Origin of the sequence: Shinella sp. BE166, assembly GCF_051201095.1 — a bacterium.
Taxonomy (GTDB): domain Bacteria; phylum Pseudomonadota; class Alphaproteobacteria; order Rhizobiales; family Rhizobiaceae; genus Shinella; species Shinella lacus.
Genome location: NZ_JBPEHL010000009.1, coordinates 163043 through 187193, shown reverse-complemented (window position 1 = coordinate 187193; position 24151 = coordinate 163043). Strand labels below are relative to the sequence as shown.

Below are 24151 nucleotides of genomic sequence, written 5' to 3'. Positions count from 1 at the left end.
TCATCCTTCTTTGCGGGCTTTCAGGCGCTCTATGGCCATCAGCACGCGTTCCGGCGTGGCCGGGGCATCGAGTTTCGGGCATTGGCGGTAGCCGGTGGTGCTGGCGACGGCCATGGAGAGCGCCTCCAGAACGGAGACCGCCAGCATGAAGGGCGGCTCGCCGACGGCCTTGGAGCGGCCTATGGTCGGCTCGGCAGCTTCCGCCCATTCGGCGAGCTTGACGTTGAAGATTTTCGGGCGGTCGGAGGCGAGCGGGATCTTGTAGGTCGAGGGGGCGTGCGTGCGTAGCCGGCCCTTGCCGTCCCACCACAGTTCTTCCGTCGTCAGCCACCCCATGCCCTGCACGAAGGCGCCCTCGACCTGGCCCTTGTCGATCGCCGGGTTCAGCGAGCGGCCGACATCGTGCAGGATATCGACGCGGTCGACGAGATATTCGCCGGTCAGCGTGTCGATCGAGACTTCCGAGACCGAGGCGCCATAGGCGAAATAATAGAAGGGCGTGCCCATGCCCTTCGCCCGGTCCCAGTGGATTTTCGGCGTCTTGTAGAAGCCTGCGGCGGAGAGCTGCACGCGCGCCATATAGGCCTGCTTGACGAAGTCCGCGAAGGGGATGAGCGCATCGCCGACGCGCACGTGATGCGGCACGAAGGCGACGTCTTCCGGTGCCACGCCCCATTTTTCGACTGCGAAGGCGACGAGGCGCTGCTTGATCTGGCGGGCCGCGTCATAGGCCGCCATGCCGTTAAGATCCGAGCCGGAGGAGGCGGCGGTCGCCGACGTGTTCGGCACCTTGGCCGTCGTCGTCGCGGTGATTTTCACTTGCGAAATATCGACCTGGAAGGCATCGGCGAGCACCTGCGCGACCTTGGTGAACAGGCCCTGGCCCATCTCCGTGCCGCCATGGTTCAGGTGGATCGAGCCGTCCTGATAGACATGCACCAGCGCGCCGGCCTGATTGTACCAGGTCGCTGTAAACGAGATGCCGAACTTGACCGGGGTCAGCGCGATGCCCTTGCGGATCACGCGGCTTTTTTCGTTGAAGGCGAGGATTTCCGCGCGGCGTGCCTGATAGTCGGACGAGGTTTCCAGCTCTTCCACGATGCGGTGGATGATGTTGTCTTCGACCGTCTGGTGATAGGGCGTCAGCACGCGGTCGGAGCCGGGCAGGCCGTAGAAATTCGCCTTGCGCACCTCCAGCGGGTCTTTACCCAGCGCGTAGGCGATCTCCTCGATGATGCGCTCGCCACCGACCAGCCCCTGCGGCCCGCCGAAACCGCGGAAGGCCGTATTGGAGACGGTGTGCGTCTTCAGGGGCTGCGAGGTGAGCAGCACGTGCGGGTAGAAATAGGCATTGTCCGCATGGAACAGCGCGCGGTCGGTGACGGGGCCGGAGAGGTCGGAGGAATAGCCGCAGCGCGCGGCATAGTTCGCCTTCATCGCCTGGATGCGGCCCTTGTCGTCGTAACCCGCCTCGTAATCGACGAGGAAGTCGTGCCGCTTGCCGGTCGCCGTCATGTCCTCGTCGCGGTCGGGGCGGAATTTGACGGCGCGGTTCAGTTTCTTCGCCGCGACGGCGGCGAGGGCGGCGAACTGGTTGGACTGCGTCTCCTTGCCGCCGAAACCGCCGCCCATGCGGCGCACCTGAACGGTCACGGCATTGGAGGGCACGCCGAGCACATGACCCACCATGTGCTGCACCTCGCTCGGATGCTGGGTGGAGGACCAGACGGTGACCTCGTCGTCCTCGCCGGGAATGGCGAGCGCGATATGGCCTTCGAGATAAAAATGATCCTGCCCGCCGACGCGCATCTGGCCCTTCAGCCGGTGCGGCGCCGTTTCCAGCGCGCCTTCCGCATCGCCGCGTTTCAACGTCAGCGGTTCGGTGACGAGGGCCGCGCCATGGGCGAGTGTGTCCGTGACGTCGGTCCAATGCGGCAGGTCGCGGTAGTCGATCTTTGCCAGCCGCGCGGCGCGGCGGGCCGCCTCGCGGGTCTCGGCGACGACGCAGAAGATCGCCTGGCCGTGGAACTCCACCTTGCCCTCCGCCAGCACCGGTTCGTCATGGCGGCCGGAGGGGCTGATATCGTTGACGCCGGGCATGTCGGCGCCGGTCAGCACCAGCACGACGCCGGGATAGGCCTTCACGGCGGAAAGGTCGACGGCGAGGATGTCGGCATGCGCCCGGTCGCTCATACCGAGCGCCGCATGCAGCGTGCCCTCGGGCTCCGGCATGTCGTCGATGTAATCGGCAGTGCCGGCGACGTGCTTGTGCGCCGAATCGTGGCGCAGCGATGCGTGCATGGGCGCGGAGATCGTCTTGCGGTCTTCGAAGGTGGACTGGTCCATCAGCGGGGTCCTGCGGTACCGGATGCCGCTACGAAAGCGGCGGGCGGCGTGCCGTGCGGGTGGATTCTCGGGTCAAGCCCGAGGATGACGGGATAGAGGGTGGTGCGAGGGGCAGGAAGAAGCGCCGCCTTATCCGGAAGCGCGCTTTGCAGGCGCCTCCATTTCCTCCCCTCCGTCATCCTCGGGCTTGACCCGAGGATCCACCTTCCGCATGTGCTCGCTCTCATGCGACCTCCTCGAACCGCCGCACCTGCGCGATTTCTCCGGAGGTTTCGAGATAGAACCGCGTCAGCAGGTTCTTGGCCGCCAGCATGCGGTAGTCGGCCGTGGCACGCCAATCGGTCAGCGGCTTGTAGTCCGCGTCGAAGGCGGCCCGGGCGTCATCGATGGTGGCCTCAGTCCAGGACTTGCCGAGGAGCGCAGCCTCGACGTTGCTCGCCCGCTTCGGCGTGCCGGCCATGCCGCCGAAGCAGAGGCGGGCGTCGGTGACGGTGCCATCCGGCGAAAGCGTGACGCGGAAGGCGCCGCAGAGCGCTGAAATGTCCTCGTCGCGGCGCTTCGTGATCTTGTAGACGGCAAAGTGGGTGTTCGCGGGCAGGGCGGGCACGAAGAGGCTTTCGACGAACTCGCCGGCGCGGCGGTCCTGCTTGCCGTAGTCGATGAAGTAGCTTTCGAGCGGCAACTCGCGCCGGCCGTCTTTGGAGCGCAGGGTGAGCGTGGCGCTGAGCGCGATCAGCGGCGGCGGGGTGTCGCCGATGGGGGAGCCGTTGGCGATGTTGCCGCCGATCGTGCCCATGTTGCGCACCTGTTCGCCGCCGATACGGTCGATCAGCGGACGCAGCGCCGGGATCACGCGACAGAGTGCGGCGAAGGCCTGGCTATAGGTGACGCCGGCGCCGATGCGGATACCCTCCACCGTCTCCTCGATCGATTGCAACTCGGCAAGGTGGTTGATGAAGACGACGGGGTTGAGGTCACGGAACTGTTTCGTCACCCAGAGGCCGACATCGGTGGAGCCGGCGACGACGGTCGCCTTCGGTTCTTCAGCGAGGATGCCGGCGAGATCGTCGAGCGAGGCGGGCACGATCACCCGGCCGTTGCCCTCGCTGATGCGAATGGTTTCCGTCGGCGCCATGGCAGTTAGCTTCGCCAGCACCGCCGCCCGCGTGCGCTCGATGGGATCGAACACGGCGCTCGGCCGCGCGGTGGCAATCGCCTCGGCGGCGCGCACGATCGGCTCGTAGCCGGTGCAGCGACAGAGATTGCCTTGCAGCGCCTTTTCGATACGCGCGCGGTCCGGCGTCGGATCGGCAAGCCAGAGGCCGTAGAGCGACATGACGAAGCCGGGCGTGCAGAAGCCGCATTGCGAGCCGTGATAGTCCACCATCGCCTGCTGCACGGGATGCAGCACGCCATCCGACCCCGCCAGATGCTCGACGGTGACGACATGGGTCGCATTCATCGAGCCCAGCAGACGGATGCAGGCATTGACACTCTCATAGGCGAGCCGGCCCTCGACCACGCGCCCGACCAGCACGGTGCAGGCGCCGCAGTCGCCCTCCGCGCAGCCTTCCTTGGTGCCGGTGAGGCGGCGGCGCAGCCGCAGCCAGTCAAGCAGCGTGCCCGTCGGCGGCACATGGCGGAGCGCAATGTCCTCGCCATTCAGGATGAAGCGGATGCTGCCGGTGTCCGTGTGCATCTTTATCCTTATTGGGCGGTCCAGCCGCCATCGACGGATATATGGGTGCCGTTGATCGATTTTGCCGCATCGGACGCGAGGAAAAGCGCGATGGCCGCCACCTCGTCGACGCCGACGAATTCCTTGGTCGGCTGGAATTTCAGCATGACGTCGGACTTCACCTGCGCTTCGCTGATGCCGCGCGCCTTTGCCGTGTCGGGGATTTGCTTTTCGACGAGCGGCGTCAGCACGTAGCCGGGGCAGATCGCGTTGGCGGTGATGCCGTTTTCGGCGATTTCCAGCGCCACGGTCTTGGTCAGGCCCATGATACCATGTTTCGCCGCGACATAGGCGGCCTTGAACGGCGAGGCGACGAGGCCGTGCGCGGAGGCGACGTTGATGATGCGGCCAAAACCCTTGCGCTTCATGAGCGGAATGGCGTTGCGGATGGTGTGGAAAGAGCTCGACAGGTTGATTGCGATGATCTGGTCCCACTTTTCCGGCGGAAAGTCCTCGATCTTCTCGACATGCTGGATGCCGGCATTGTTGACGAGGATGTCGACGCCGTCGAATTGTTCCACGGCCGTCTGGATGAGGTCGGAGATTTCGTGCGGCTTGGTCATGTCGGCCGGGTGGTAGATGACGCGGCCCTTGCCGAGGCCGTCGAGCTTGGCGCGGGCCGCCTCGATCTCGTCGGCCGCGCCAAAACCGTTGATGACGACATTGGCGTCGCTTTGCGCAAAGGCGGTGGCGATGGCGAGGCCGATGCCGCTGGTGGAGCCGGTTACGACGACACTCTTCATGCTTTTCAACTCCCGATATGCTGCTTCGCGTCAGCCTACGCCTAAAAACAACGCGATGACAATTGCGTTTTCCGCGCTGTAGAGTGGCGTGGGGCGGGTAACGCGATTTGCGTTTTATTTTCCTTTGACATTCGTTTTGATGTCGTATTGAAGATTCCGAAGGGTCTGGGAGCGACCTTCAGCTGGGAGGCAAGCATGGGCGGATATGTTCTTGCGATCGATCAGGGCACGACCTCGAGCCGGGCGATCGTCTTCGACGGCAACCAGAAGGTCGTCGGCTCCGGCCAGAAGGAATTCACGCAGATCTTTCCGCAATCCGGCTGGGTCGAGCACGATCCGGAAGAAATCTGGGACAGCGTCGTCTGGTCGGTCAAGGCCGCGTTGAAGAAGGCCGACGTCAAGGCCGCCGACATTTCCGCCATCGGCATCACCAACCAGCGCGAGACGGTCGTCGTGTGGGAGCGCGAGAGCGGCAAGCCGATCCACAATGCCATCGTCTGGCAGGACCGCCGCACCGCCTCCTATTGCGAGAAGCTGAAGAAGCAGGATCTCGAAAAGACCTTTACCAAGAAGACCGGCCTGCTGCTCGACCCCTATTTCTCCGGCACGAAACTGTCGTGGATGCTCTCTAACGTGAAGGGTGCGCGGGCGCGGGGTGCCAAGGGCGACCTCTGCTTCGGCACGATCGACACCTTCCTGATCTGGCGGCTGACCGGCGGCAAGTCGCATGTCACCGATGCCACCAATGCCAGCCGCACGCTGATGTACAACATCGCGGCCAACGACTGGGACAGCGAACTGCTCGACATCCTGCGCGTGCCCAAAGCCATGCTGCCGGAGGTGCTGGATTGCGCGGCGGATTTCGGCGTGACGGAAAAGGCGCTGTTCGGCGCGGAAATCCCGATCCTCGGCGTGGCCGGCGACCAGCAGGCCGCCACCATCGGCCAGGCCTGCTTCGAGCCGGGCATGATGAAATCCACTTACGGCACCGGCTGCTTTGCGCTGCTCAACACCGGCGCCGACATGGTGCGCTCGAAGAACCGCCTGCTCACCACAATCGCCTACCGCCTCGACGGCGAGACGACCTATGCGCTGGAGGGCTCGATCTTCATCGCCGGTGCCGCCGTGCAATGGCTGCGCGACGGGCTGAAGGTCATCAAGGCCGCACCTCATACCGGCGATCTCGCGGCACAGGCCGACCCGACGCAGAACGTCTATCTCGTGCCAGCCTTCACCGGGCTTGGCGCGCCGCATTGGGACCCGGAGGCGCGCGCCGCGATCTATGGCATGACGCGCAACACCGGCCCCGCGGAGTTCGCCCGCGCAGCACTGGAGGCCGTCTGCTACCAGACGCGCGACCTGCTCGACGCCATGCACAAGGACTGGAAGGCCAACGGCAAGGAGACGGTCCTGCGCGTCGACGGCGGCATGGTCGCCTCCGACTGGACCATGCAACGCCTTGCCGACATCCTGGACGCGCCGGTGGACCGCCCGACCATCCTGGAGACGACGGCGCTCGGTGCGGCCTGGCTTGCGGGGCAGCGTGCCGGTGTCTGGCCGGACCGCAAGGGTTTTGCCAAGTCCTGGGCGCGCGATACGCGCTTCGAGCCGAAGATGGACGAGAAGACGCGGGCCACGAAGATCAAGGGCTGGAAGGATGCGGTGCGGCGGACGCTGAGCGACGGGTAAACCGGCGCGACACCCGCCTGCCGACCTGCCTATGAAACACACCGAAAATGTTCGATTTTAGCGACAGCCGGCAACGGGATGTTGAGAAACGTGCGGTAGGCTCGGGGTGTGGGGACGATAAGGGTTAGGAGAGGCTGCCATCACGGATGAGCGTGCCGCCATCGTTCCGAGGCCATTGGCGTAGAGGAGCGAGCATTGGAGCCAGTTCAGCTCCCCAATGAATCTGCGGAAGAGTTTCGGCTGCTCTACCGCAAGCTGGCGCTCGCGCTCGAAGCGTCGCAGATGGGCATATGGGAACACAATCTCGTCACCGACGCGGTGGTCTGGGATAAGCGGCTTTGTGATCTCTACGGCATCGAATTCGGCTCGGTCGTCACCTGGATCGATCATGTCCATCCCGGCGACCGCGAGCGCGCCTGCGCCGATTTCGATCGGGCCATAGAAAACAAGAGCGGCTATTCCTCGCAATTCCGCATCCTGCTGCCGGACGGCCAGATGCGCCATGTGCGTTCGCGCGCCCATTATTACGAAAACCAGGACGGAACGCCCTTCTTCATCGGCGCGGAATGGGATGTCACCGCCGACGTGATGATGCAGGAAGAGTTGATGCGCCGCGCCGAGCAGCTTGAGGAGAGCCACCGGCTGCTGGAGCATTCCGCCCTGCACGATTTCCTGTCCGGCCTGCCGAACCGTCGCGGCCTGGAGCGGTTCCTGGCCGCGCGCAAATCGCCCCGGACGGTGCCGATCGCCGTGCTGCATATCGACCTCGACCATTTCAAGGACGTCAACGATCGCCTCGGCCACGATGTGGGCGATCAGGTGCTGCGGGCGTTTTCCGCGCGGCTGATGACAGCCGTCGTTTCCGTCAGCGGTTTTGCGGCGCGTACCGGCGGCGACGAATTCATCGTCATCCTCGACAACACGTCGCTCGGCCATGCGCAAGACTTCGCCGAAGTGGTCGTGGAGGCGGCGGAGGCGACCAAGCAGGATGTGAATATCGGCGGCATCAACATCGGTGCTTCCGTGGGCGTCGCTTACGGCAAGGCGCCGTTCGAGCAGTTGCTGGAGCAGTCGGATCTTGCGCTCTACCAGGCCAAGGAGGCGGGCCGGCGCCGCTACCATGTCTTCAAGGCACTCATGAAGAAAACCCAGCGGCCGGTCGCTCTCGGGTCGCGGTTGAACTGAGGTTCTTCGCCACGGTCACGCGTTGCGCGGCACCATTCCGTCGGAAAATCAAAAATATTCCGTTCCGCCCTGTCGGCTGAGACGCTACTTCTACGTCTTCCAACCAACGGGAGTTCACCATGCTGTATGCCGTTCTTTGTTATGATAGCGAAAGTGAAGTCAGCGCCTGGAGCAAGGAGCTGGACGACAAGGTCATGGCCGATCTCGGCGCCGTCAACCAGCGCTATGCGGAGGCGGGCAAGCTCGGTCCCGTCGCGCGGCTGATGCCGACGACGGCGGCGGTCACGGTACGCAAGGGTGCGACGGACGATATCGTCATGGACGGGCCTTTTGCCGAAACCAAGGAACAGTTCCTCGGCTTCTTCGTCATCCAGGTGGAAACGCTGGAGGAGGCGATCACTTTTGCGCGCGAGCTTTCCGCCGCCAATCCGGCCAACGGCACCTATGAAATCCGGCCGTTGCAGTTCTTCAATCCGGGAGGTCCCATAAAATGACAGAGCTTGCCTGGATCGATCTGGCGCTGACGTCGGCACGGCCGCAGGCCATGGGGGCGCTTCTGCGCTACTTCCGCAACCTCGACCTTGCGGAGGAGGCTTTTCAGGAGGCCTGCCTTCGCGCGCTGAAAAACTGGCCCGAAAAAGGTCCGCCGCGCGATCCGGCAGCATGGCTGATCTTCGTCGGCCGCAACAGCGGCATCGACCAGGTGCGCAAACGCGCCAAGCACCAGCCGCTTCCGCCCGAGGAGGTTCTGTCCGATCTGGAGGATACGGAGAGCGACCTTGCGGACCGGCTGGACGGCGCGCATTACCGCGACGATATTTTGCGCCTGCTCTTCGTCTGCTGCCATCCGGATCTACCGGCGACACAGCAGATCGCGCTGGCGCTGCGCATCGTCTCCGGGCTTTCGGTGAAGCAGATCGCGCGCGCCTTCCTCGTCTCGGAAGCGGCGATGGAGCAGCGCATCACCCGGGCGAAGGCGAAGGTGGGGGCGGCGGGTATTCCCTTCGAGACGCCGGATGCGGTGGCGCGGGCCGAGCGGCTCGGCATCGTCGCGGCGATGATCTACCTCGTCTTCAACGAGGGCTATTCGGCCGGCGTGCCGGAGCGGGCGGATGCGCCGTTCTGCGCGGAGGCGATCCGGCTTTGCCGGCTGCTGCTCACGCTCTTCCCCTCCGAACCGGAGATCATGGGGCTGACGGCGCTGATCCTCATCCAGCATTCGCGGCTTGAGGCGCGTTTCGACAAGCAGGGCCAGATCGTGCTGCTGGAAGACCAGGACCGTTCGCTCTGGGACCGCGGGCTGATAGACGAGGCGCTGGTGCTGATCGACAAGGCGATCCGGCATCGCACGCCGGGCGCCTTCCAGATCCAGGCGGCAATTGCGGCTCTGCATGCCCGCGCCAAAACGGCGGCGGAGACGGACTGGTTGCAGATCGACCTGCTCTACCAAACGCTCGAACGCCTCCAGCCGTCGCCGGTGGTGCGGCTCAACCGGGCGGTCGCCGTTTCGAAGCGCGAGGGGCCGGAGGCGGCGCTGGCGCTGGTCGAGCCGCTGGCGGAGAAACTAAACGGCTATTTCTATTTCCATGGCCTGCGCGGCGGCCTTCTGAAGCAGCTCGGCCGCTACCGAGAGGCGCATGAGGCCTTCGACCGCGCCATTGCGCTCGCCACCACGCCGGCCGAGGCGGCCCATATCCGCCAGCACCTCGACAGCGTGCAGCGCGAGATGGTGAATGCGGAAAAATAATCCGGCGTAGCTGTCGGTTCTGCCGCCCGCCGGCCGTCCTTGATACGAACCAACCGATCACACCAAAGAGGAAACGGACCATGACCGAGACCAACGAAATCAAGCCCGCCAACAACCGCGAACTGGTGCTGACCCGCGTGCTGAACGCCACGCCGGCCCAGCTCTTCAAGGCCTGGACGACGCCGGAAATCCTGAAGGAGTGGTTCATGCCGAAGCCCTATGCGCTGGCGCTCGTCGACATGGAGCCGCGCGATGGCGGCAAGTTCCGCACGGTGATGACCGGCCCGGACGGCTTTCACATGGATAGTACCGGCGTGTTCCTGAAGGTGGAGAAGGACAAGCGCATCATCACCACGGATGCCTTCGGCCCGGACTGGAAGCCGACGGAAAAGGCCTTCTTCAGCGCGGAAATCCTGTTCGACGACCTCGGCAACGGCCAGACCCGCTACACGGCCATCGCGCGCCACTGGAATGTCGAGGATGCCGAGGCGCATGAAAAGATGGGCTTTCACGAGGGCTGGGGGCAGGTGGCGACCCAGCTCGAAGAGGTTGCCTCGAAGCTCTGAACGGACGAACGGGGCGGGAAACCGCCCCGTTCCCTTTCGGTAAACACACTGTTTCCCCATCCGCCCTTTCAAACCGCCGCCGCGGGACATATCTCGGGTCAAATCCCTCCTGCGCGGAACATCCCATGGAACTTGGCCTCTATACATTCGCCGACGTCGATCCCAATGCCGCCGACAAGGGGCGGGAAGGGGAGCGGCGGCTGAAGAATCTTTTTTGGAAGAGATCGAGCTTGCCGATCAGGTGGGGCTCGATGTGTTCGGGTTGGGCGAACATCACCGGCCGGATTATGCCGCCTCGGCACCCGCCGTCGTGCTGGCGGCTGCCGCCGCGCGGACCAAGAACATCCGGCTGACGAGCGCCGTGACGGTGCTGTCGTCGGACGATCCGGTGCGTGTGTTCCAGCAATATTCGACCGTCGATCTCATTTCCGGCGGCCGGGCGGAGCTCATGGCGGGGCGCGGCTCCTTCATAGAATCTTTCCCGCTCTTCGGCTATGCGCTCGATGATTACGACCAGCTCTTCGAGGAGAAGCTGGACCTGCTGCTGGCGCTGAACGAGAGCGAAAAAGTCTCCTGGAACGGCACGATGCGGCCGCCGTTGCCGGGGCTTGGCGTCTATCCGCGCCCGGCGCATGGCAGGTTGCCGATCTGGATTGCCGTCGGCGGCACGCCGCAATCGGTTGCCCGCGCGGGGGCCTATGGCCTGCCGCTGGCGCTCGCCATCATCGGCGGCACGCCGTCGCGTTATGCGCCGCTTTTCGATCTCTACCGCGAGGCCGCGCGCCGCGCCGGGCAGGACGAGGCGAAGCTGAAGACCAGCATCAACGTGCACGGCTTCATCGCCGATACGACGGAGGCTGCGGCCGATGCCTTCTACGGGCCGCAGGCCGAGGTGATGAACCGTATCGGCCGCGAACGCGGCTGGGGGCCGACCAGCCGGGCGCAGTTTGACCAGTCGACCGGCCCGACGGGGCATCTCTTCCTCGGCGATCCGGAGACGGTGGCGACGAAGATCGCGGCACACCAGCGGATTTTCAAGAACGACCGCTTCCTGCTCCAGATGGCCATCGGCCAGATGCCGCATGACAAGATCATGCGCGGCATCGAGCTTTACGGCACGAAGGTCGCTCCGCTTGTGCGCGAGATGCTGGCGGAGGCGCCGGCGGCCGCTTCGGCCTGACAAGCACTCGCGGGCGTGATAAGACCGCCCGCGAAAGAGAGATGCGATGACCCTGGAAAACGATGAAGACCTCAACGGCCTGAAGGCGATCGGGCGGATTTGCGCCAATGTGCTCCAGCACATGTCGACCTCCATCCAGCCGGGCATGACCACCGCCGAACTGGACCTCATCGGCCGGCGCATGCTGGAGGCGGCGGGCGCAGTTTCTGCACCGGAGAGCTGCTACAGGTTTCCGGGCGCCACCTGCATCAGCATCAACGAAGAGGTGGCGCATGGCATTCCGGGCGACCGGGTGATCAAGCAGGGCGACCTCATCAACATCGACGTCTCCGCCGAACTCGACGGCTATTTCGCCGATACCGGCGCGTCCTTCACCGTCGGGCGCTCGACGCCGGCCGTGGAGCGTCTCTGCCGCGATGGCAAGCGTGCGCTCTGGGTCGGCCTCAAGGAAGTCAAAGCCGGCAAGCCGCTCGCCGAAGTCGGCAAGGCCATCGGCGAATTCGCGCGCAAGAACCGCTATACGCTGATCGCCAACCTCGCCAGCCACGGCGTCGGCCGCTCGCTGCACGAGGAGCCGACGGAAATCGCCACCTGGCCCGATCCGCAGGAAAAGCGCCGCATGACGGACGGTCTGGTCTTCACCGTCGAGCCGTTCCTGTCGCTCGGCGCCAACTGGGCCGAAAGCGGCACGAAGGACGAGTGGACGCTCTACAGCGAGCCGAGCGCCCCGACGGTGCAGTTCGAGCATACGGTCGTCGCCACCCGCAGCGGGCCGATCGTGGTGACGCTGCCAGGTTAAGCCTTCACCGGCGCTGATCCGTCGATCAATAATTGTCGTTTGCCGGTCTCATGTTGCAGTGCAATGGTCGCGGCATGACGATGACACAAAGTACGCCCGTTCTGTCGCGCGAACCCGTCCGGGCGGCCATTGCTGGCGCGCTCGCCATGGCCGTCGCCATGGGGCTCGGCCGCTTCTTCTATACGCCCGTGCTGCCCGGCATGATGGCCGGCCTCGGGCTCAACGCCGCCGATGCCGGCATCATCGCGGCGGCGAATTTTGCGGGCTACCTGCTCGGCGCGGTGCTCGCCGCCTATGGCTGGGCGGCCGGAATCGAGCGGCGCTTGGCGCTCGGCTCGCTTGTCGCAACGGTTCTGCTGCTCCTCGCCATGAGCCTGCTGTCCGGCGTTGCGGCGCTTTCCGTCGTGCGCTTCCTCGCGGGGCTCGCCAGCGCCTTCGCCTTGATCTTCACCACCGGCATCGTGCTTTCCGTCGGTCTCGCGCATCGGGATCCGCGTGTGCAGATGGCGCATTTTTCCGGCGTCGGCATTGGCATCGCGGTGTCGGCCGTGCTCGTCTACCTGCTGTCGCTCGTCCACGTCTCGACGATTGCGCCTTGGCGCGTCGACTGGCTTGCAGGCGCCGTGCTCGGTGCCATCGGCCTCGCCGTCGTCATGCTGCTGCTGCCGCGTCCGGCAGGCGGTGCGGTTGCGGTGCGCGAGCCGCCGATCGTCTGGAGCCGGCCCATGGTGGCGCTGACGGTAAGCTATGGACTGTTCGGCATCGGCTATGTCGTGACGGCCACCTTCATCGTCGCCATCGCGCGGGAGGGCGCGCAAAGCCCGCTGCTCGAATGCCTCACCTGGCTCGTCACCGGCGCTTGCGCGGCGATCTCCCTCATGGTCTGGAAGCCGATGGAGCGGCGCTACGGCGTGGCGAGGGCCTATCTCGCGGCGATCCTCGTCGAGATGGTCGGCGTCGCGGTCACGGTCACGCTGCCCTTTCCGGCCTCGGCGCTCATCGGCGGGGCGCTGCTCGGCCTCACCTTCATCGTCATCACGGCCTATGGCTTGCAGCTCGGCCGGGTTCTTGCCAGCGAAAGCCCGCGCCGCGTGCTGGCGCTGATGACGGCGGCGTTCGGGGTGGGGCAGATCCTCGGGCCGCTGGGCGCGGGCTTTCTGGCAGCGCGCACGGGAAGCTACGTGCTGCCGAGCCTTGCCGCCGCCGGCACGCTGCTTCTGGCCGCCGCCATCACCGTCGCCGGTGGGGCGCTTTCCATTAAATCTCGGTAATACAAGCCGCGAACGATTGTTGCGATGCGCAAACTCCTCTAGGTTCTGCGCGAACCGGTGGCGCTGCCGCCCTATGCAAACGAGAGTTTCGCACCTTGTTCCACTCCTTCTTCCCGCAGCCGAAGTTGTTCTTTACCTCAGGCATCGTCTGGGCCGCCGTGTGTATCGCCGTCTGGTATACGGTGGGGCCGCAAATCGGCGCCGCAATCGGCCTGCCGCCGCTCGGCCCGAACGAGAAGGCCGCGATCGGCCTCGCCTATTTCGTTTCGCCGGATAACCTCTGGTTCTACCTCTATTTCACGATCTTCGTGCTGATCTTCGGCCTCGCCTGGAAGGTGATCGCGCGCGACCATCCCTGGACGAACTGGTCGATCTGGGGCTCCGCCTTCATCATCTTCATCGCCTATTTCTCCGTTCAGGTATCGGTGGCGCTGAACAACTGGCGCGGGCCGTTCTTCGACCTGTTCCAGGGCGCGCTGTCGAAACAGGGCAACGTCACGGCCGAGCAGCTCTTCTCGTTGCAGCTGCGCTTCCTGGAAATCGGCATGGTCGGCGTCGCGCTCAACGTGATCACGGCGTTCTTCACCAACCACTATGTCTTCCGCTGGCGCACCGCCATGAACAATTACTACATGTCCATGTGGCCAAAGCTGCGCCACATCGAAGGTGCCTCGCAGCGTGTGCAGGAAGACACGATGCGCTTTGCCAACATTCTCGAAGGGCTGGGCGTCACCTTCATCAACTCGATCATGACGCTGGTGGTGTTCCTGCCGCTGCTGTTCCGCATGTCGGAATTCGTCGGCGACCTGCCGATACTCGGCGCCGTGCCGCATTCGCTGTTCTGGCTGGCGATCGGCTGGTCGCTGTTCGGTACGGTGCTGCTGGCCGTCGCCGGGATCAAGCTGCCGGGCCTGCAGTTCCGCAACCAGCGCGTCGAGGCGGCCTATCGTAAGGAACTCGTCTATGGCGAGGACCATGCGGACCGTGCCGACCCCGTCAGCGTGCGCGAGCTCTTCTCCAACGTGCGGCGCAACTATTTCCGCATGTACTGGCACTATTGCTACTTCAACGTGGCGCGCTTCGGCTATGGCCAGCTCGACGCGATCTTCCTGAACTTCATTCTGATCCCGACCATCGTGGCCGGCCGCATCACCATGGGCACCTGGCAGCAGATCGCCACCGCCTTTGGCGAGGTGAGCAACTCCTTCCAGTATCTCGTGAACTACTGGTCGACGATCGTCGAGCTGCTGTCGATCCACAAACGTCTGAAGGCCTTCGAGGCGGCGATCGACGACAAGCCGCTGCCGGAGATCGACCAGCGTTATCTGGCACGCCAGACGGAAGAAGACGCCGAGCCCGCCTGACCGGCTTCTGCGCGGATAATCTATATCTAGAGGGCGGCTCCGGCTGCCCTCTTTTCTTTTGCGAGAATGTCCATCGCCTCGACATAGCTGACGCAGGCGACGTCCTTTTCTCCGCAGGTCTCCGTTAGGAACCGGTCGAGTGCCCGCCAATAGGCGCCAGCATTCATCTCGACGAAGTGGAAGCCGAGCTGGAGGGGGATGCGGTCGCCGTCATATTGTTTGGCGAAGGCGTCGCGATAGGCCTTTAGCGTGCTTTCCTCGAAGGCGGCGCTCTTCTCCGGTTTCTCCTTGCCCTTGGAATGGCGGACATAGAGATTGTAGTCCATGGCGATGACGGGGCGCTGTGCGTCGCCTTCCGGAACGAGGGGGAGCGCGAAGCGGGCGAGCGCGCCGCTTGCCACGGGCATCGCCGGCCCCTTCGAGACGAGGCTGGCGTCGTAGGTGAAGCCGTTGGCTTCCAGCGCCTTGACCAGCCCGTTGCCGGCGGAAAGATAGGGCGCGCGAAACCCCTTGATGTCTTCTTTCACGAAGCGCTGCCAGTCGGCAGGCTCGCGCTCGCCGACGCCGGCATTCTGCCAGCCGTTCTTCAGCGCCTCGTGGAAGAAGGCGAACTCGGCCTTCCAGTCGTCCGCGCTCCACTTGCCGCCGTCGAAATGGCCGCAGCCGTGGCTGCCGATATCGTGGCCTTCCAGCTTCGCCAGCCAGATTTCGCCTAGCCGCAGGATCGTGTCCTCCCGGTCCGGCGCAAAGCCGACATTGGAGCGGCCGCGCTTTTCATGCGGTGCCTGGTATTTGGCGCGCTCGTCCTTCGGGAAGAGGAAGGTGCAGGAGAGGAAATAGGTGAAATGCGCGCCGGTGCGTTTTGCCATGGCGCGGCTCTTCTCCCAGAGCAGGTTGTCATGCGCGCCGTCGAAGGAGACGATGACGAGCTGCTTGCGCTTGGTCGTCCCGATCGTGTCGTCCTTGGCGAGCGCCGGACCGGCGATGAGGCCGGCGGCGAGAAGGGAAGGGAGGATTCGGGACGATATTGCGAAAGACATGGGCACCTGCGGCAATTTGCAAAGGGTCTGTCATGGTTTCCGAATGCGGCAATCCTTTGATCGGGCTGGAATTGTCCGGCCTTGACGGCTATTCCAGACGGGATCGGCCACGCGCCGCCTTTTTTCCAGGGACATTTCCATGACGTTGCTCATCGCCGGTCTCGTTCTCTTCATCGTCACCCATCTCATCCGCCCCTTCGCGCCCGGCCTGCGCGATGCCGGCATCGCAGCACTCGGCAAGCCCGCCTGGATGGCACTGCACGGCATCGTGTCGCTCGCAAGCCTCGTCCTCATTGCCTACGGCTTTGTCGAGGCGCGGGCGAATGGTGGCGCGATGCTTTATTACCCGCCGACCTTCATGGCGCATATCGCGCTGACGCTGATGCTGATCGCCTCGATCTGTCTCGTCGCCGGCTTCCTGCCGGCCGGCCATATCCGCACGAAGCTGAAATTCCCGATCCTCGTCGCCATCAAGATCTGGGCGCTCGCCCATCTTCTGGCGAACGGCGAAAGCTATTCGGTCCTGCTCTTCGTGACGATCCTCGCCTGGGCGGTCATCCTGCGCATATCGCTGAAGAAGCGCATCGCCGCGGGCGAGACGAAACTGCCGGTCTTCGTCTCGGCGAAAAACGACCTGATTGCCGTCGTCGTCGGCCTCGCGCTTTACGTCGTCATCGTCTTCTGGCTTCACGAGTGGGTGATCGGCGTCGCGCCGATGGCGTGATCGGCGCGCTGATCCCGGGCTTTTCGCGCCTGCCCCCTTACTTTGCGGCCAAAATGGAGTAGAAGGCGCAAACTCCAATCGTCAGCAAGAGCCGGGCAGGGAATGGTAAATCAGGACGACAGCTTTATCCGCGAGGTCAACGATGAACTCCGCTCCGACCAGATGCGTCTGGTCTGGAGGCGTTTTGGTCGTATCCTCATCGGCATCGCCGTGCTGGTCGTTCTCGGCACGATCGGCAAGGTGAGCTACGATTACTGGCGCGACAGCGAGGCGTCTGCCGCCGGCGACAGCTTCCTCGCCGCCCTCACGCTTGCCCGCGAAGGCAAGAACGAGGAAGCGCTTGCCGCGCTGACCGCGCTGGAAAAGGACGGTTTCGGCTCCTATCCGGTGCTTGCCCGCATGCGCTCAGCCTCGCTTCTGGCGACGACGGATGCCGCAGGCGCCGTCAGCGCCTTCACCGCGATTTCCAAGGACACCTCGGTGCCGCAGGCGCTGCGCGATGCAGCCCGCCTGCGCGCCGCCTACCTGCTCGTCGATACCGGCACCTACGACCAGGTTTCCGCCGAGGCCGAACAGCTCGCCACGCCGCAGAGCGCGCTGCGCCACTCGGCCCGCGAGGTTCTCGGCCTCTCCGCCTACAAACACGAGGACTATGCCCGCGCCAAGGAATGGTTCGACGCGATCCTCGCCGACAGCGAAAGCCCGCGCAACGTCGCCAACCGCGCGCAGATGCTGCTTGACCTGATTGCTGCAAGCGGCAAGCTGTCCTCCTAAACCGGCCTTCGCCGGTCACCGAAACGGAACACATCATGAGCTTTACCGTCGCCATTGTCGGACGCCCCAATGTCGGCAAGTCCACCCTGTTCAACAGGCTCGTCGGCAAGAAGCTCGCTCTCGTCGACGACACGCCCGGCGTCACCCGTGACCGCCGTCCCGGCGATGCGCGCCTCATCGACCTGAAATTCCGCATCATCGACACCGCCGGCCTCGAAGAGGCCGCGCCCGAGACGCTGCAGGGCCGTATGCGGGCACAAACGGAAGCGGCGATTGACGAGGCGGACCTTTCGCTCTTCGTCGTCGATGCCAAGACGGGTCTCACGCCTGTCGACACGGCGCTCGCCGACATGCTGCGCCGCAAGGGCAAGCCGGTCGTGCTCGTCGCCAACAAGTCGGAAGCCCGCGGCTCCGATGGCGGCTTCTACGATTCCTACACGCTTGGCCTCGGCGAGCCGACGCCGATCTCTGCCGAACACGGCCAGGGCATGCTGGACCTGCGCGACGCGATCGTCGCCGCGATCGGCGAGGAGCGCGCCTATCCCGAGGACGACGAGGCCGAAACCGATGTCGACGTGCGCGCGGAAGCCGCTGCCGAAGGCGCGGAGCAGGACGAGGATTTCGAGCCGGAATATGACGAGACGAAGCCGCTGCGCGTCGCCATCGTCGGCCGCCCGAATGCCGGCAAATCGACGCTGATCAACCGCTTCCTGGGCGAGGACCGGCTGCTGACCGGCCCGGAGGCCGGCATCACGCGCGATTCGATTTCCGTCGAATGGGACTGGAAAGGCCGAACGATCAAGATGTTCGACACGGCCGGCATGCGGCGCAAGGCGCGTGTGCAGGAGAAGCTGGAAAAGCTCTCCGTCGCCGATGGCCTGCGCGCCATCCGCTTTGCCGAGACCGTGGTCATCATGTTCGATGCGACGATCCCCTTCGAAAAGCAGGACTTGCAGATCGTCGACTTTGTGCTGCGCGAAGGCCGCGCCGCCGTGCTCGCCTTCAACAAGTGGGACCTGATCGACGACCCGCAGGCCGTGCTCGCGGAACTGCGCGAAAAGACCGACCGGCTGCTGCCGCAGGCACGCGGCATCCGCGCCGTGCCGGTCTCCGGCCAGACGGGCCGCGGCCTCGACAAGCTGATGCAGGCCGTCATCGATACGGACCGTACCTGGAACCGCCGCATCTCCACCGCCAAGCTCAACCGCTGGCTCGATGCGCAGCAGATCCAGCATCCGCCACCGGCCGTCTCCGGCCGCCGCCTGAAGCTGAAATACATGACGCAGGTGAAGGCGCGCCCGCCGGGCTTCATGATCTCCTGCACACGCCCCGATGCGCTGCCGGAATCCTATATCCGCTACCTGACGAACGGCCTGCGCAACGACTTCAACCTGCCCGGCGTGCCGATCCGCATCCACTTCAAGGCATCGGACAATCCGTTCGCCAGCAAGGCGAAGAAGCGGCGCTGATTTTCGGGTCGGGCCTCATGTGCCCGCGGATCGCGCTCGGCGGGAAGCCGAAGCGGGCGCGGAAGCGCGTGGCAAACCGCGATTGCGATTCGTAGCCGACGGTTTGCGCAATGCTGAGGACGGAAAGCTCCGTCGATTGCAGGAGCTGCATGGCGAGCGACATGCGCACATCGATCAGCAGCGACTGAAAAGACCATCTTTCAGCAGCAAGCTTTCGCCGCAGCGTCGCCTCGCTGACATTCAGCGCCCGGCAGAGATCGGTACTTGTCCAATTCGCGTGTGGTTCTGCGGAGAGAATAGCGCGCACACGGTCGCTGACACCCGCGGGCTTCGGCGCAACGAAACGCCCTCCCGCGAGATCGAGCCAAAGCAGCAGTTCTGAAAGCCGGTGGCGGGCAATTTCGACGGGGATGCTGGCGGGTTCCGTGATTGCCTGCGCACAATCCGCGAAGGCATCCTGAAAGCCGCGATGCGGCTGGTCGATCGTGAAGGCGCGCTCGAAAGGGCGGCCTTTGCCGGGTGTTGCGGCAAAGGCGGCCACGGTTTCCGGTTCGAAGGCGATCCAGCGCGCGACATAGGCGCTCGCACCATCCGCGGCATTGATCACGTCGAACGTCTCGCCCTGGGCGAGCGCAATGCAGCCGCCGGCCGGAACGCCCCATTCCTCTTCGCCGGCGCGCAGGATTTTGGTGCCGTGTTCGACGAGGATGAGAAGAGGGCGGGTGATCAGGATGTTGGCATAACGCAGCCGGTTATACTGCACGATGCGGGCAGAAGCGCCGATTTCCGGGCGTATGGCGATGTTCATCCGGTTCATCCTGTCGTCCCGCCCGAGCCTACCCCCGTTGGCTAGGCCCGGGCAAGGACATGGAGTTTGTCAGGGAAAAGTGGGAACCGGTTTTCCCGAAAAGACAAACGAAAAAAAGGAACTAGGTCAGCCTGGTTCAGTCTGAACCAGGCTGACCTATCAGCGCTTGCCCTTGGCGGAGATTGTTGCGGTGGCAAGCGTGTTCATGTTGCTGACGAAGCCGACCATGGCGGGCGTGGCGTCGTCCGGCACCGGCAGCCTCTCGATGCCGAGCGCCTTGATCGTGATCGTGTAGTCATGCTCCGGCCCTTCCGGCGGGCAGGCTCCGAGAAAGCCGGGTGTGCCCATGTCCGTTGGCGTCATGCGCGTGCTGTGCGGCAGCGCGGCCTTGCCGTTGCCGGCACCCGCAGCAAGCGAGTTTGCGTCGGCAGGCAGGTCGATGACAACCCAGTGCCACCAGCCGGAGCCGGTCGGCGCATCCTTGTCGTAGATCGTCACGACGAAGCTTTTGGTCCCTGCCGGTGCGTTCGACCAGCGGATATCCGGCGAGATGTTTCCGCCGGTGCAGCCCATGCTGTCGGCAAACTGTTCCTTCTGCACGGCGCCGGAGGCGAAGGCAGCGCTGGTAACGGTGAAATCGGCCGATAAGCCGGCTTGCGGGCAAAGGGAGAGCGCGGCGGCGAAGGCCGCCATGAAGCGTGATGTCGTCATGGTTTCTTTCCGTCTTGGAGGGCAACGGGGAGAAACTAGGACGATTCATGGCAACGGTCGGTGCGAGATCGATCGATTTTGGCGCCGATCCGATCAATCAGCAGTCCGGCAACTTGTCCTTCGCCACCAGCGCGCCGTGGTGCTGGATGACGTTGGCTGCGACATCGGCGGCGAACCGGGCTGCGTCGTCCGGGCGTGCGCCCGTTGCCAGGCGGGCGAGGAAGGCGCCGTTGAAGCTGTCGCCGGCGCTTGTCGTGTCGACGATTTTTTCGACCTTTGCGGAAGGCGCGTGGCTGCGCGCGCCGTCGAAGACCAGCGTTGCACCCTCGCTGCCATCCTTCACGACGATCTCGCCGACGCCGAGCGCGCGGTAGCGGGCGATCGTCTCTTCCAGCCCGGCGTCGCCGAAATGGGTGGTTTCGTCGTCGAGGCTCGGCATGACCAGCGTGGCGGCGCGTGCGCCTTCGGTGATCGCCGTGCGCATGCGTTCGGTATCGTCCCACAGGCGCGGGCGGATGTTGGGATCGAAGACGATGCGCTTGCCGGCGGCCTTGCCGCGGCGAAGTTCGGCGAGCAGGGTCTCGACATCGTCGGCCGGCAGGATCGCCAGCGTGATGCCGGAAAAGACGACCACGTCGGAGGCCTCGATGGCGGCGCGCAGCCGGTCGCCGTCGCGGGCAAGCAGCTTTGCCGCGGAGACGGAGCGCCAGTAGGAGAAGCTGCGCTCGCCGTCCTTCAGGTGGATCATGTAGAGGCCCGGTGAGCGGCCTTCGATCCGCGCGACATGGTCGGTGCCGATGCCGTGGCCGGCCATGAAGGCGAGCATTTCGTCTGAAATCATGTCGGTGCCGACGGCGGAGAAATAGTCGACGCTCCAGTCGGCCGGCAGGAATTGGCGAGCGTAGTAGGCGGTGTTGAAGGTGTCGCCGGCGAAACTCTTGCGCATCAGGCCGCCGTCCGCCTGCATCAGTTCCACCATGCACTCGCCGATCGAGAGCAGCCGTCCCGCCATGTCGAAATCCTCCCGGCTAATTCCGCCGGAAAGAGGAAATACTGTCAAAGAGTTGGCGGGGCAAGACGATGCCGGCGCTTTCCGCCTGCCGTTGCCGTTCCACGCGGCCGATGCCGGGAATATGCACACCATATTCGCCCGAAAGCCGCTCCACATGCGCGGCGAGGCGGGCGGAAAAACCATCGGCGAGAAGCTGCGGCGCCATTGCCAGCACGAAGAGGCCGGCGCCGGGCGAGGTCTCGCCCGCCTGGAAATCTGGTGCGTCGACCGACCAGTTCGCTCCGGTAAGGCCGGCGGCGAGCACTTCCACCATCAGCGCGATATTGGCCCCGCGCTCTCCGCCGAAGGCGAGCAGCGCGCCTTGCATAGCCGCGAAGGGATCGCTGGTCGGCTCGCCATCCTGGTCGAGCGCCCAACCCTCGGGAATAGCCTCGCCGCGCGCCGCCGCCTCGCGGATTTTTACGAAGGCGGTAGCGCTGGAGGCCTGGTCGATCAGCAGGAAGCGTCCGTCGTGGAGGGGGGCCGCGAAGGCCAGCGGATTTGTGCAATAGACCGGCAGGCGGCTGCCCGACCCGGCAAGCAGCGCCGGACCGTTGGTCGCGGCGATGGCGACAAGGCCCTCTTGCGCCAGCCGGGCGGCGTACCAGCCGAGTTCACCCGTCGTGTAGCTGTTGTGCGCGGTGAAGATCGCGATGCCGAGCGCCTTCGCCTTCGTCACCAGTTCCTCATGCGCGACGGAAAAGCCGTGCTGCGCCACGCCGCCCATCGCATCGCATTTCAGGATGGCCGGCACCGGCGAGGTGAGGAGGGGCTCTGCGCGCGCGACGATCCGCCCGTCGACGAGGCTCCTGAGATAGTCCGTCAGGTGGGCGAAGCCGACCGCCCGTTTGCCCGCCATTTCGGCATCCACCGTGGCGCCGGCAAGGGCTGCGGCCCCCGCCTCGACCATGCCGACGCGCATCAGCGCCGTTTTGGCAAGCTCGATGGCTTCAGCGGGGGAAAGGGTGACGTCATCGGTCATGCGGTCAGCCTTCTCTCTGGAAATCGCCGGCATCATCCCGACCGATCCGCCCTTCGTCAACCTTCGAAAAATCGCGGGTTGTGCCGTTTACGCCCTAAGGTGCGCGCGTTACATCTTGTTGAACGCAATTGGAAACCGGAGCGAGAACGCATGGCAAAGCCCCGCAAGAAGGCCGACGACTGGTGGCGCGGCGCGGTCATCTACCAGGTCTATCCCCGCTCGTTCCAGGACACGACCGGCGACGGCATGGGGGACCTGCGGGGCGTTACCAAGCGGCTCGGGCATATCGCCTCGCTCGGTGTCGATGCGATCTGGCTCTCGCCCTTCTTCAAGTCGCCGATGGCGGATATGGGTTATGACGTTTCGGATTATTGCGACGTCGACCCGATGTTCGGCACGCTTGCCGATTTCGACGCGATGCTTTCCGAAGCCCACCGCCTCGGCCTCAAGGTCATCATCGACCAGGTTATCTCGCACACCTCCGACCAGCATCCCTGGTTCGTCGAAAGCCGCTCCAGCCGCACGAATGCCAAGGCCGACTGGTATGTCTGGGCCGATCCGAAGCCGGACGGCACGGCGCCCAACAACTGGCTGTCGATCTTCGGCGGGCCGGGCTGGGAATGGGATGGCGTGCGCAAGCAATATTACATGCACAATTTTCTCATGTCGCAGCCGGACCTCAACTTCCACAATCCGGATGTGCAGGAGGCGCTTCTGAAAACCGTGCGCTTCTGGCTCGATCGCGGCGTGGATGGTTTCCGGCTCGATACGGTGAATTTCTACTTCCACGACAAGAAGCTGCGCGACAACCCGCCCCATGAACCCGATCCCGACGGGGTCGGCCTCGATGCGCCGGACGTCAACCCCTATGGCATGCAGACGCACCGCTACGACAAGACGCAGCCGGAGAATGTCGAGTTCCTCCGGCGGTTTCGCGCGCTGCTCGATGACTATGAGGGCCGCATGACGGTTGGCGAGGTGGGCGATGGCGCACGTTCGCTGAAAACGGTTGCCGAGTATACGAGCGGCGGCGACAAGCTCAACATGTGCTACACGTTCGACCTGCTGGGGCCGGATTTCACGGCGGAACATGTGCGCAAATGCGTGCAGAGTTTTCAGCGCGCGGTGACGGACGGCTGGGTCTGCTGGGCCTTTTCCAACCACGACGTCAACCGGCATGTCAGCCGCTTTATCAAGGCGCCGGAGGAACGCGAGCGCGTTGCCAAGCTCGCGGTCACCCTGCTTTCGACGCTGCGCGGTTCGATCTGCCTCTACCAAGGCGAAGAGCTCGGCCTTACCGAGGCGGACCTCGCCTTCGAGGACCTGCGCGACCCCTATGGCATCCGCTTCTGGCCGGCCTTCAAGGGCCGCGACGGATGCCGCACGCCGATGCCCTGGCAGCGCAGCGAGGCCCATTCCGGCTTCAGCACCGGAAAACCCTGGCTGCCGGTGCCGGAGGAACATTCGCGCCTCTCCGTCGACGCGCAGGAAAAAGTCTCCGGCTCCGTGCTCAACCACTACCGCGCGACGCTCGTGTTCCGGAAGGAACACGAGACGCTGCACGACGGCGACATGTCCTTCCTCCACTCCAACCAGGACATCCTCGCCTTCACCCGCGAGAAGGGCGGCGAAAAACTGCTCTTCATCTTCAACTTGACGCGCGAAAAGGCCGAGTTCGTGCCGGCGAAGTCGCTGAAGCTCGGCGAACCGCTGCCGGTGCCCGGCTTTGGCGCGAAGCTGAAGGACGGGACGATCGAGCTGGATGGGCTGGATATGGCGTGCGTGCGGATTTAGCGTTTTCGCCCGACGAGCCGGTCGTATTCGGCATGTGAGCCGATCCAGAACCAGATGAGTGTCTCCGTGTCGCTATCCCTGACGGCCAGTGCGCGCCAGGAGATGCCGACGCGTGCGGACCAGAAGCGGCCGACGGATTTGAGCTGCAAGGATGGATGAGCCGGATTGGC

At 64.6% G+C, this 24151-nt stretch carries 21 protein-coding genes and 1 pseudogene; 13 read left to right on the top strand and 9 right to left on the bottom strand.

Going from position 1 to position 24151, the window contains the following annotated elements; all coding sequences use genetic code 11:
- The 3 genes from xdhB to J2Y63_RS21985 all read right to left on the bottom strand — a co-directional run bounded on the left by xdhB (position 1) and on the right by J2Y63_RS21985 (position 4827).
- A complete protein-coding gene (gene xdhB, locus J2Y63_RS21995) occupies positions 1–2346 on the bottom strand; it encodes a xanthine dehydrogenase molybdopterin binding subunit (protein WP_435267816.1) in 2346 nt (781 codons plus the stop codon).
- 223 nt (positions 2347–2569) lie between these two features.
- The gene (xdhA, locus tag J2Y63_RS21990) at positions 2570–4045 is read right to left on the bottom strand and encodes a xanthine dehydrogenase small subunit (RefSeq protein WP_435267815.1); all 1476 of its coding nucleotides are present in this window, start codon (positions 4043–4045) and stop codon (positions 2570–2572) included.
- An 8-nt stretch (positions 4046–4053) separates the two neighbouring features.
- Positions 4054–4827 (bottom strand): 3-hydroxybutyrate dehydrogenase, encoded by a 774-nt coding sequence (locus J2Y63_RS21985; protein WP_435267814.1) that lies wholly within the window; start codon positions 4825–4827, stop codon positions 4054–4056.
- A gap of 195 nt (positions 4828–5022) precedes the next feature.
- Between J2Y63_RS21985 and glpK the strand changes: the two genes are divergently transcribed.
- From glpK to sbmA, 9 genes and pseudogenes are all read left to right on the top strand, one after another.
- Positions 5023–6516 carry a glycerol kinase GlpK gene (gene glpK, locus J2Y63_RS21980; protein ID WP_435267813.1) on the top strand — a complete coding sequence of 498 codons (1494 nt, stop codon included), beginning with the start codon at positions 5023–5025 and terminating at the stop codon, positions 6514–6516.
- Between the two features lie 195 nt (positions 6517–6711).
- Complete coding sequence (locus J2Y63_RS21975; RefSeq protein ID WP_435267812.1) at positions 6712–7701, top strand: sensor domain-containing diguanylate cyclase; 990 nt, start codon at positions 6712–6714, stop codon at positions 7699–7701.
- A 119-nt stretch (positions 7702–7820) separates the two neighbouring features.
- Entirely contained in the window at positions 7821–8195 is a 375-nt protein-coding gene (locus tag J2Y63_RS21970) for a YciI family protein (RefSeq protein WP_256117613.1), read from the top strand.
- Positions 8192–9448, top strand: a complete 1257-nt coding sequence (locus tag J2Y63_RS21965; protein WP_435267811.1) for an RNA polymerase sigma factor — start codon at positions 8192–8194, stop codon at positions 9446–9448. Before J2Y63_RS21970 ends, J2Y63_RS21965 begins: the two co-directional genes overlap by 4 nt.
- 80 nt (positions 9449–9528) lie before the next feature.
- On the top strand, positions 9529–10014 hold the full coding sequence (locus J2Y63_RS21960; RefSeq protein ID WP_435267810.1) for an SRPBCC family protein: 486 nt from the start codon (positions 9529–9531) through the stop codon (positions 10012–10014).
- Positions 10015–10139: 125 nt separating this feature from the next.
- A pseudogene (locus tag J2Y63_RS21955) lies at positions 10140–11194 on the top strand (LLM class flavin-dependent oxidoreductase).
- Positions 11195–11240: 46 nt separating this feature from the next.
- Positions 11241–11993 carry a type I methionyl aminopeptidase gene (map, locus tag J2Y63_RS21950; RefSeq protein ID WP_435267809.1) on the top strand — a complete coding sequence of 251 codons (753 nt, stop codon included), beginning with the start codon at positions 11241–11243 and terminating at the stop codon, positions 11991–11993.
- Positions 11994–12067: 74 nt separating this feature from the next.
- Complete coding sequence (locus tag J2Y63_RS21945; RefSeq protein WP_435267808.1) at positions 12068–13264, top strand: YbfB/YjiJ family MFS transporter; 1197 nt, start codon at positions 12068–12070, stop codon at positions 13262–13264.
- A 95-nt stretch (positions 13265–13359) separates the two neighbouring features.
- Positions 13360–14628 (top strand): peptide antibiotic transporter SbmA, encoded by a 1269-nt coding sequence (gene sbmA / locus J2Y63_RS21940; RefSeq protein ID WP_435267807.1) that lies wholly within the window; start codon positions 13360–13362, stop codon positions 14626–14628.
- A gap of 26 nt (positions 14629–14654) precedes the next feature.
- Here sbmA and J2Y63_RS21935 read toward each other — a convergent pair whose 3' ends face one another.
- Positions 14655–15668, bottom strand: a complete 1014-nt coding sequence (locus J2Y63_RS21935) for a polysaccharide deacetylase (RefSeq protein ID WP_435267806.1) — start codon at positions 15666–15668, stop codon at positions 14655–14657.
- Positions 15669–15807: 139 nt separating this feature from the next.
- On the opposite strand from J2Y63_RS21935, the gene J2Y63_RS21930 reads away from it, so the two are divergent.
- The 3 genes from J2Y63_RS21930 to der all read left to right on the top strand — a co-directional run bounded on the left by J2Y63_RS21930 (position 15808) and on the right by der (position 18635).
- Positions 15808–16392 (top strand): NnrU family protein, encoded by a 585-nt coding sequence (locus tag J2Y63_RS21930; protein ID WP_435267805.1) that lies wholly within the window; start codon positions 15808–15810, stop codon positions 16390–16392.
- Between the two features lie 102 nt (positions 16393–16494).
- Positions 16495–17166 carry a tetratricopeptide repeat protein gene (locus J2Y63_RS21925; RefSeq protein WP_256117602.1) on the top strand — a complete coding sequence of 224 codons (672 nt, stop codon included), beginning with the start codon at positions 16495–16497 and terminating at the stop codon, positions 17164–17166.
- A 35-nt stretch (positions 17167–17201) separates the two neighbouring features.
- A complete protein-coding gene (gene der / locus J2Y63_RS21920; RefSeq protein WP_256117600.1) occupies positions 17202–18635 on the top strand; it encodes a ribosome biogenesis GTPase Der in 1434 nt (477 codons plus the stop codon).
- Here der and J2Y63_RS21915 read toward each other — a convergent pair.
- The 4 genes from J2Y63_RS21915 to J2Y63_RS21900 form a co-directional block, all read right to left on the bottom strand.
- The gene (locus J2Y63_RS21915) at positions 18586–19443 is read right to left on the bottom strand and encodes an AraC family transcriptional regulator (RefSeq protein WP_435267804.1); all 858 of its coding nucleotides are present in this window, start codon (positions 19441–19443) and stop codon (positions 18586–18588) included. The genes der and J2Y63_RS21915 overlap by 50 nt on opposite strands.
- A 159-nt stretch (positions 19444–19602) precedes the next feature.
- Positions 19603–20154 carry a YbhB/YbcL family Raf kinase inhibitor-like protein gene (locus J2Y63_RS21910; protein WP_435267803.1) on the bottom strand — a complete coding sequence of 184 codons (552 nt, stop codon included), beginning with the start codon at positions 20152–20154 and terminating at the stop codon, positions 19603–19605.
- 97 nt (positions 20155–20251) lie between these two features.
- Positions 20252–21166, bottom strand: coding sequence for a sugar kinase (locus J2Y63_RS21905; protein WP_435267802.1), 915 nt, complete (start codon positions 21164–21166; stop codon positions 20252–20254).
- A 16-nt stretch (positions 21167–21182) separates the two neighbouring features.
- On the bottom strand, positions 21183–22187 hold the full coding sequence (locus tag J2Y63_RS21900; RefSeq protein WP_435267801.1) for an Ldh family oxidoreductase: 1005 nt from the start codon (positions 22185–22187) through the stop codon (positions 21183–21185).
- Positions 22188–22337: 150 nt separating this feature from the next.
- Between J2Y63_RS21900 and J2Y63_RS21895 the strand changes: the two genes are divergently transcribed.
- Positions 22338–23981 (top strand): alpha-glucosidase, encoded by a 1644-nt coding sequence (locus J2Y63_RS21895; protein WP_435267800.1) that lies wholly within the window; start codon positions 22338–22340, stop codon positions 23979–23981.
- On the opposite strand, the gene J2Y63_RS21890 is transcribed toward J2Y63_RS21895, so the two are convergent.
- The gene (locus J2Y63_RS21890; protein ID WP_369431655.1) at positions 23978–24130 is read right to left on the bottom strand and encodes a hypothetical protein; all 153 of its coding nucleotides are present in this window, start codon (positions 24128–24130) and stop codon (positions 23978–23980) included. The two genes, J2Y63_RS21895 and J2Y63_RS21890, sit on opposite strands and share 4 nt — an antisense overlap.
- Positions 24131–24151 lie beyond the last annotated feature (21 nt).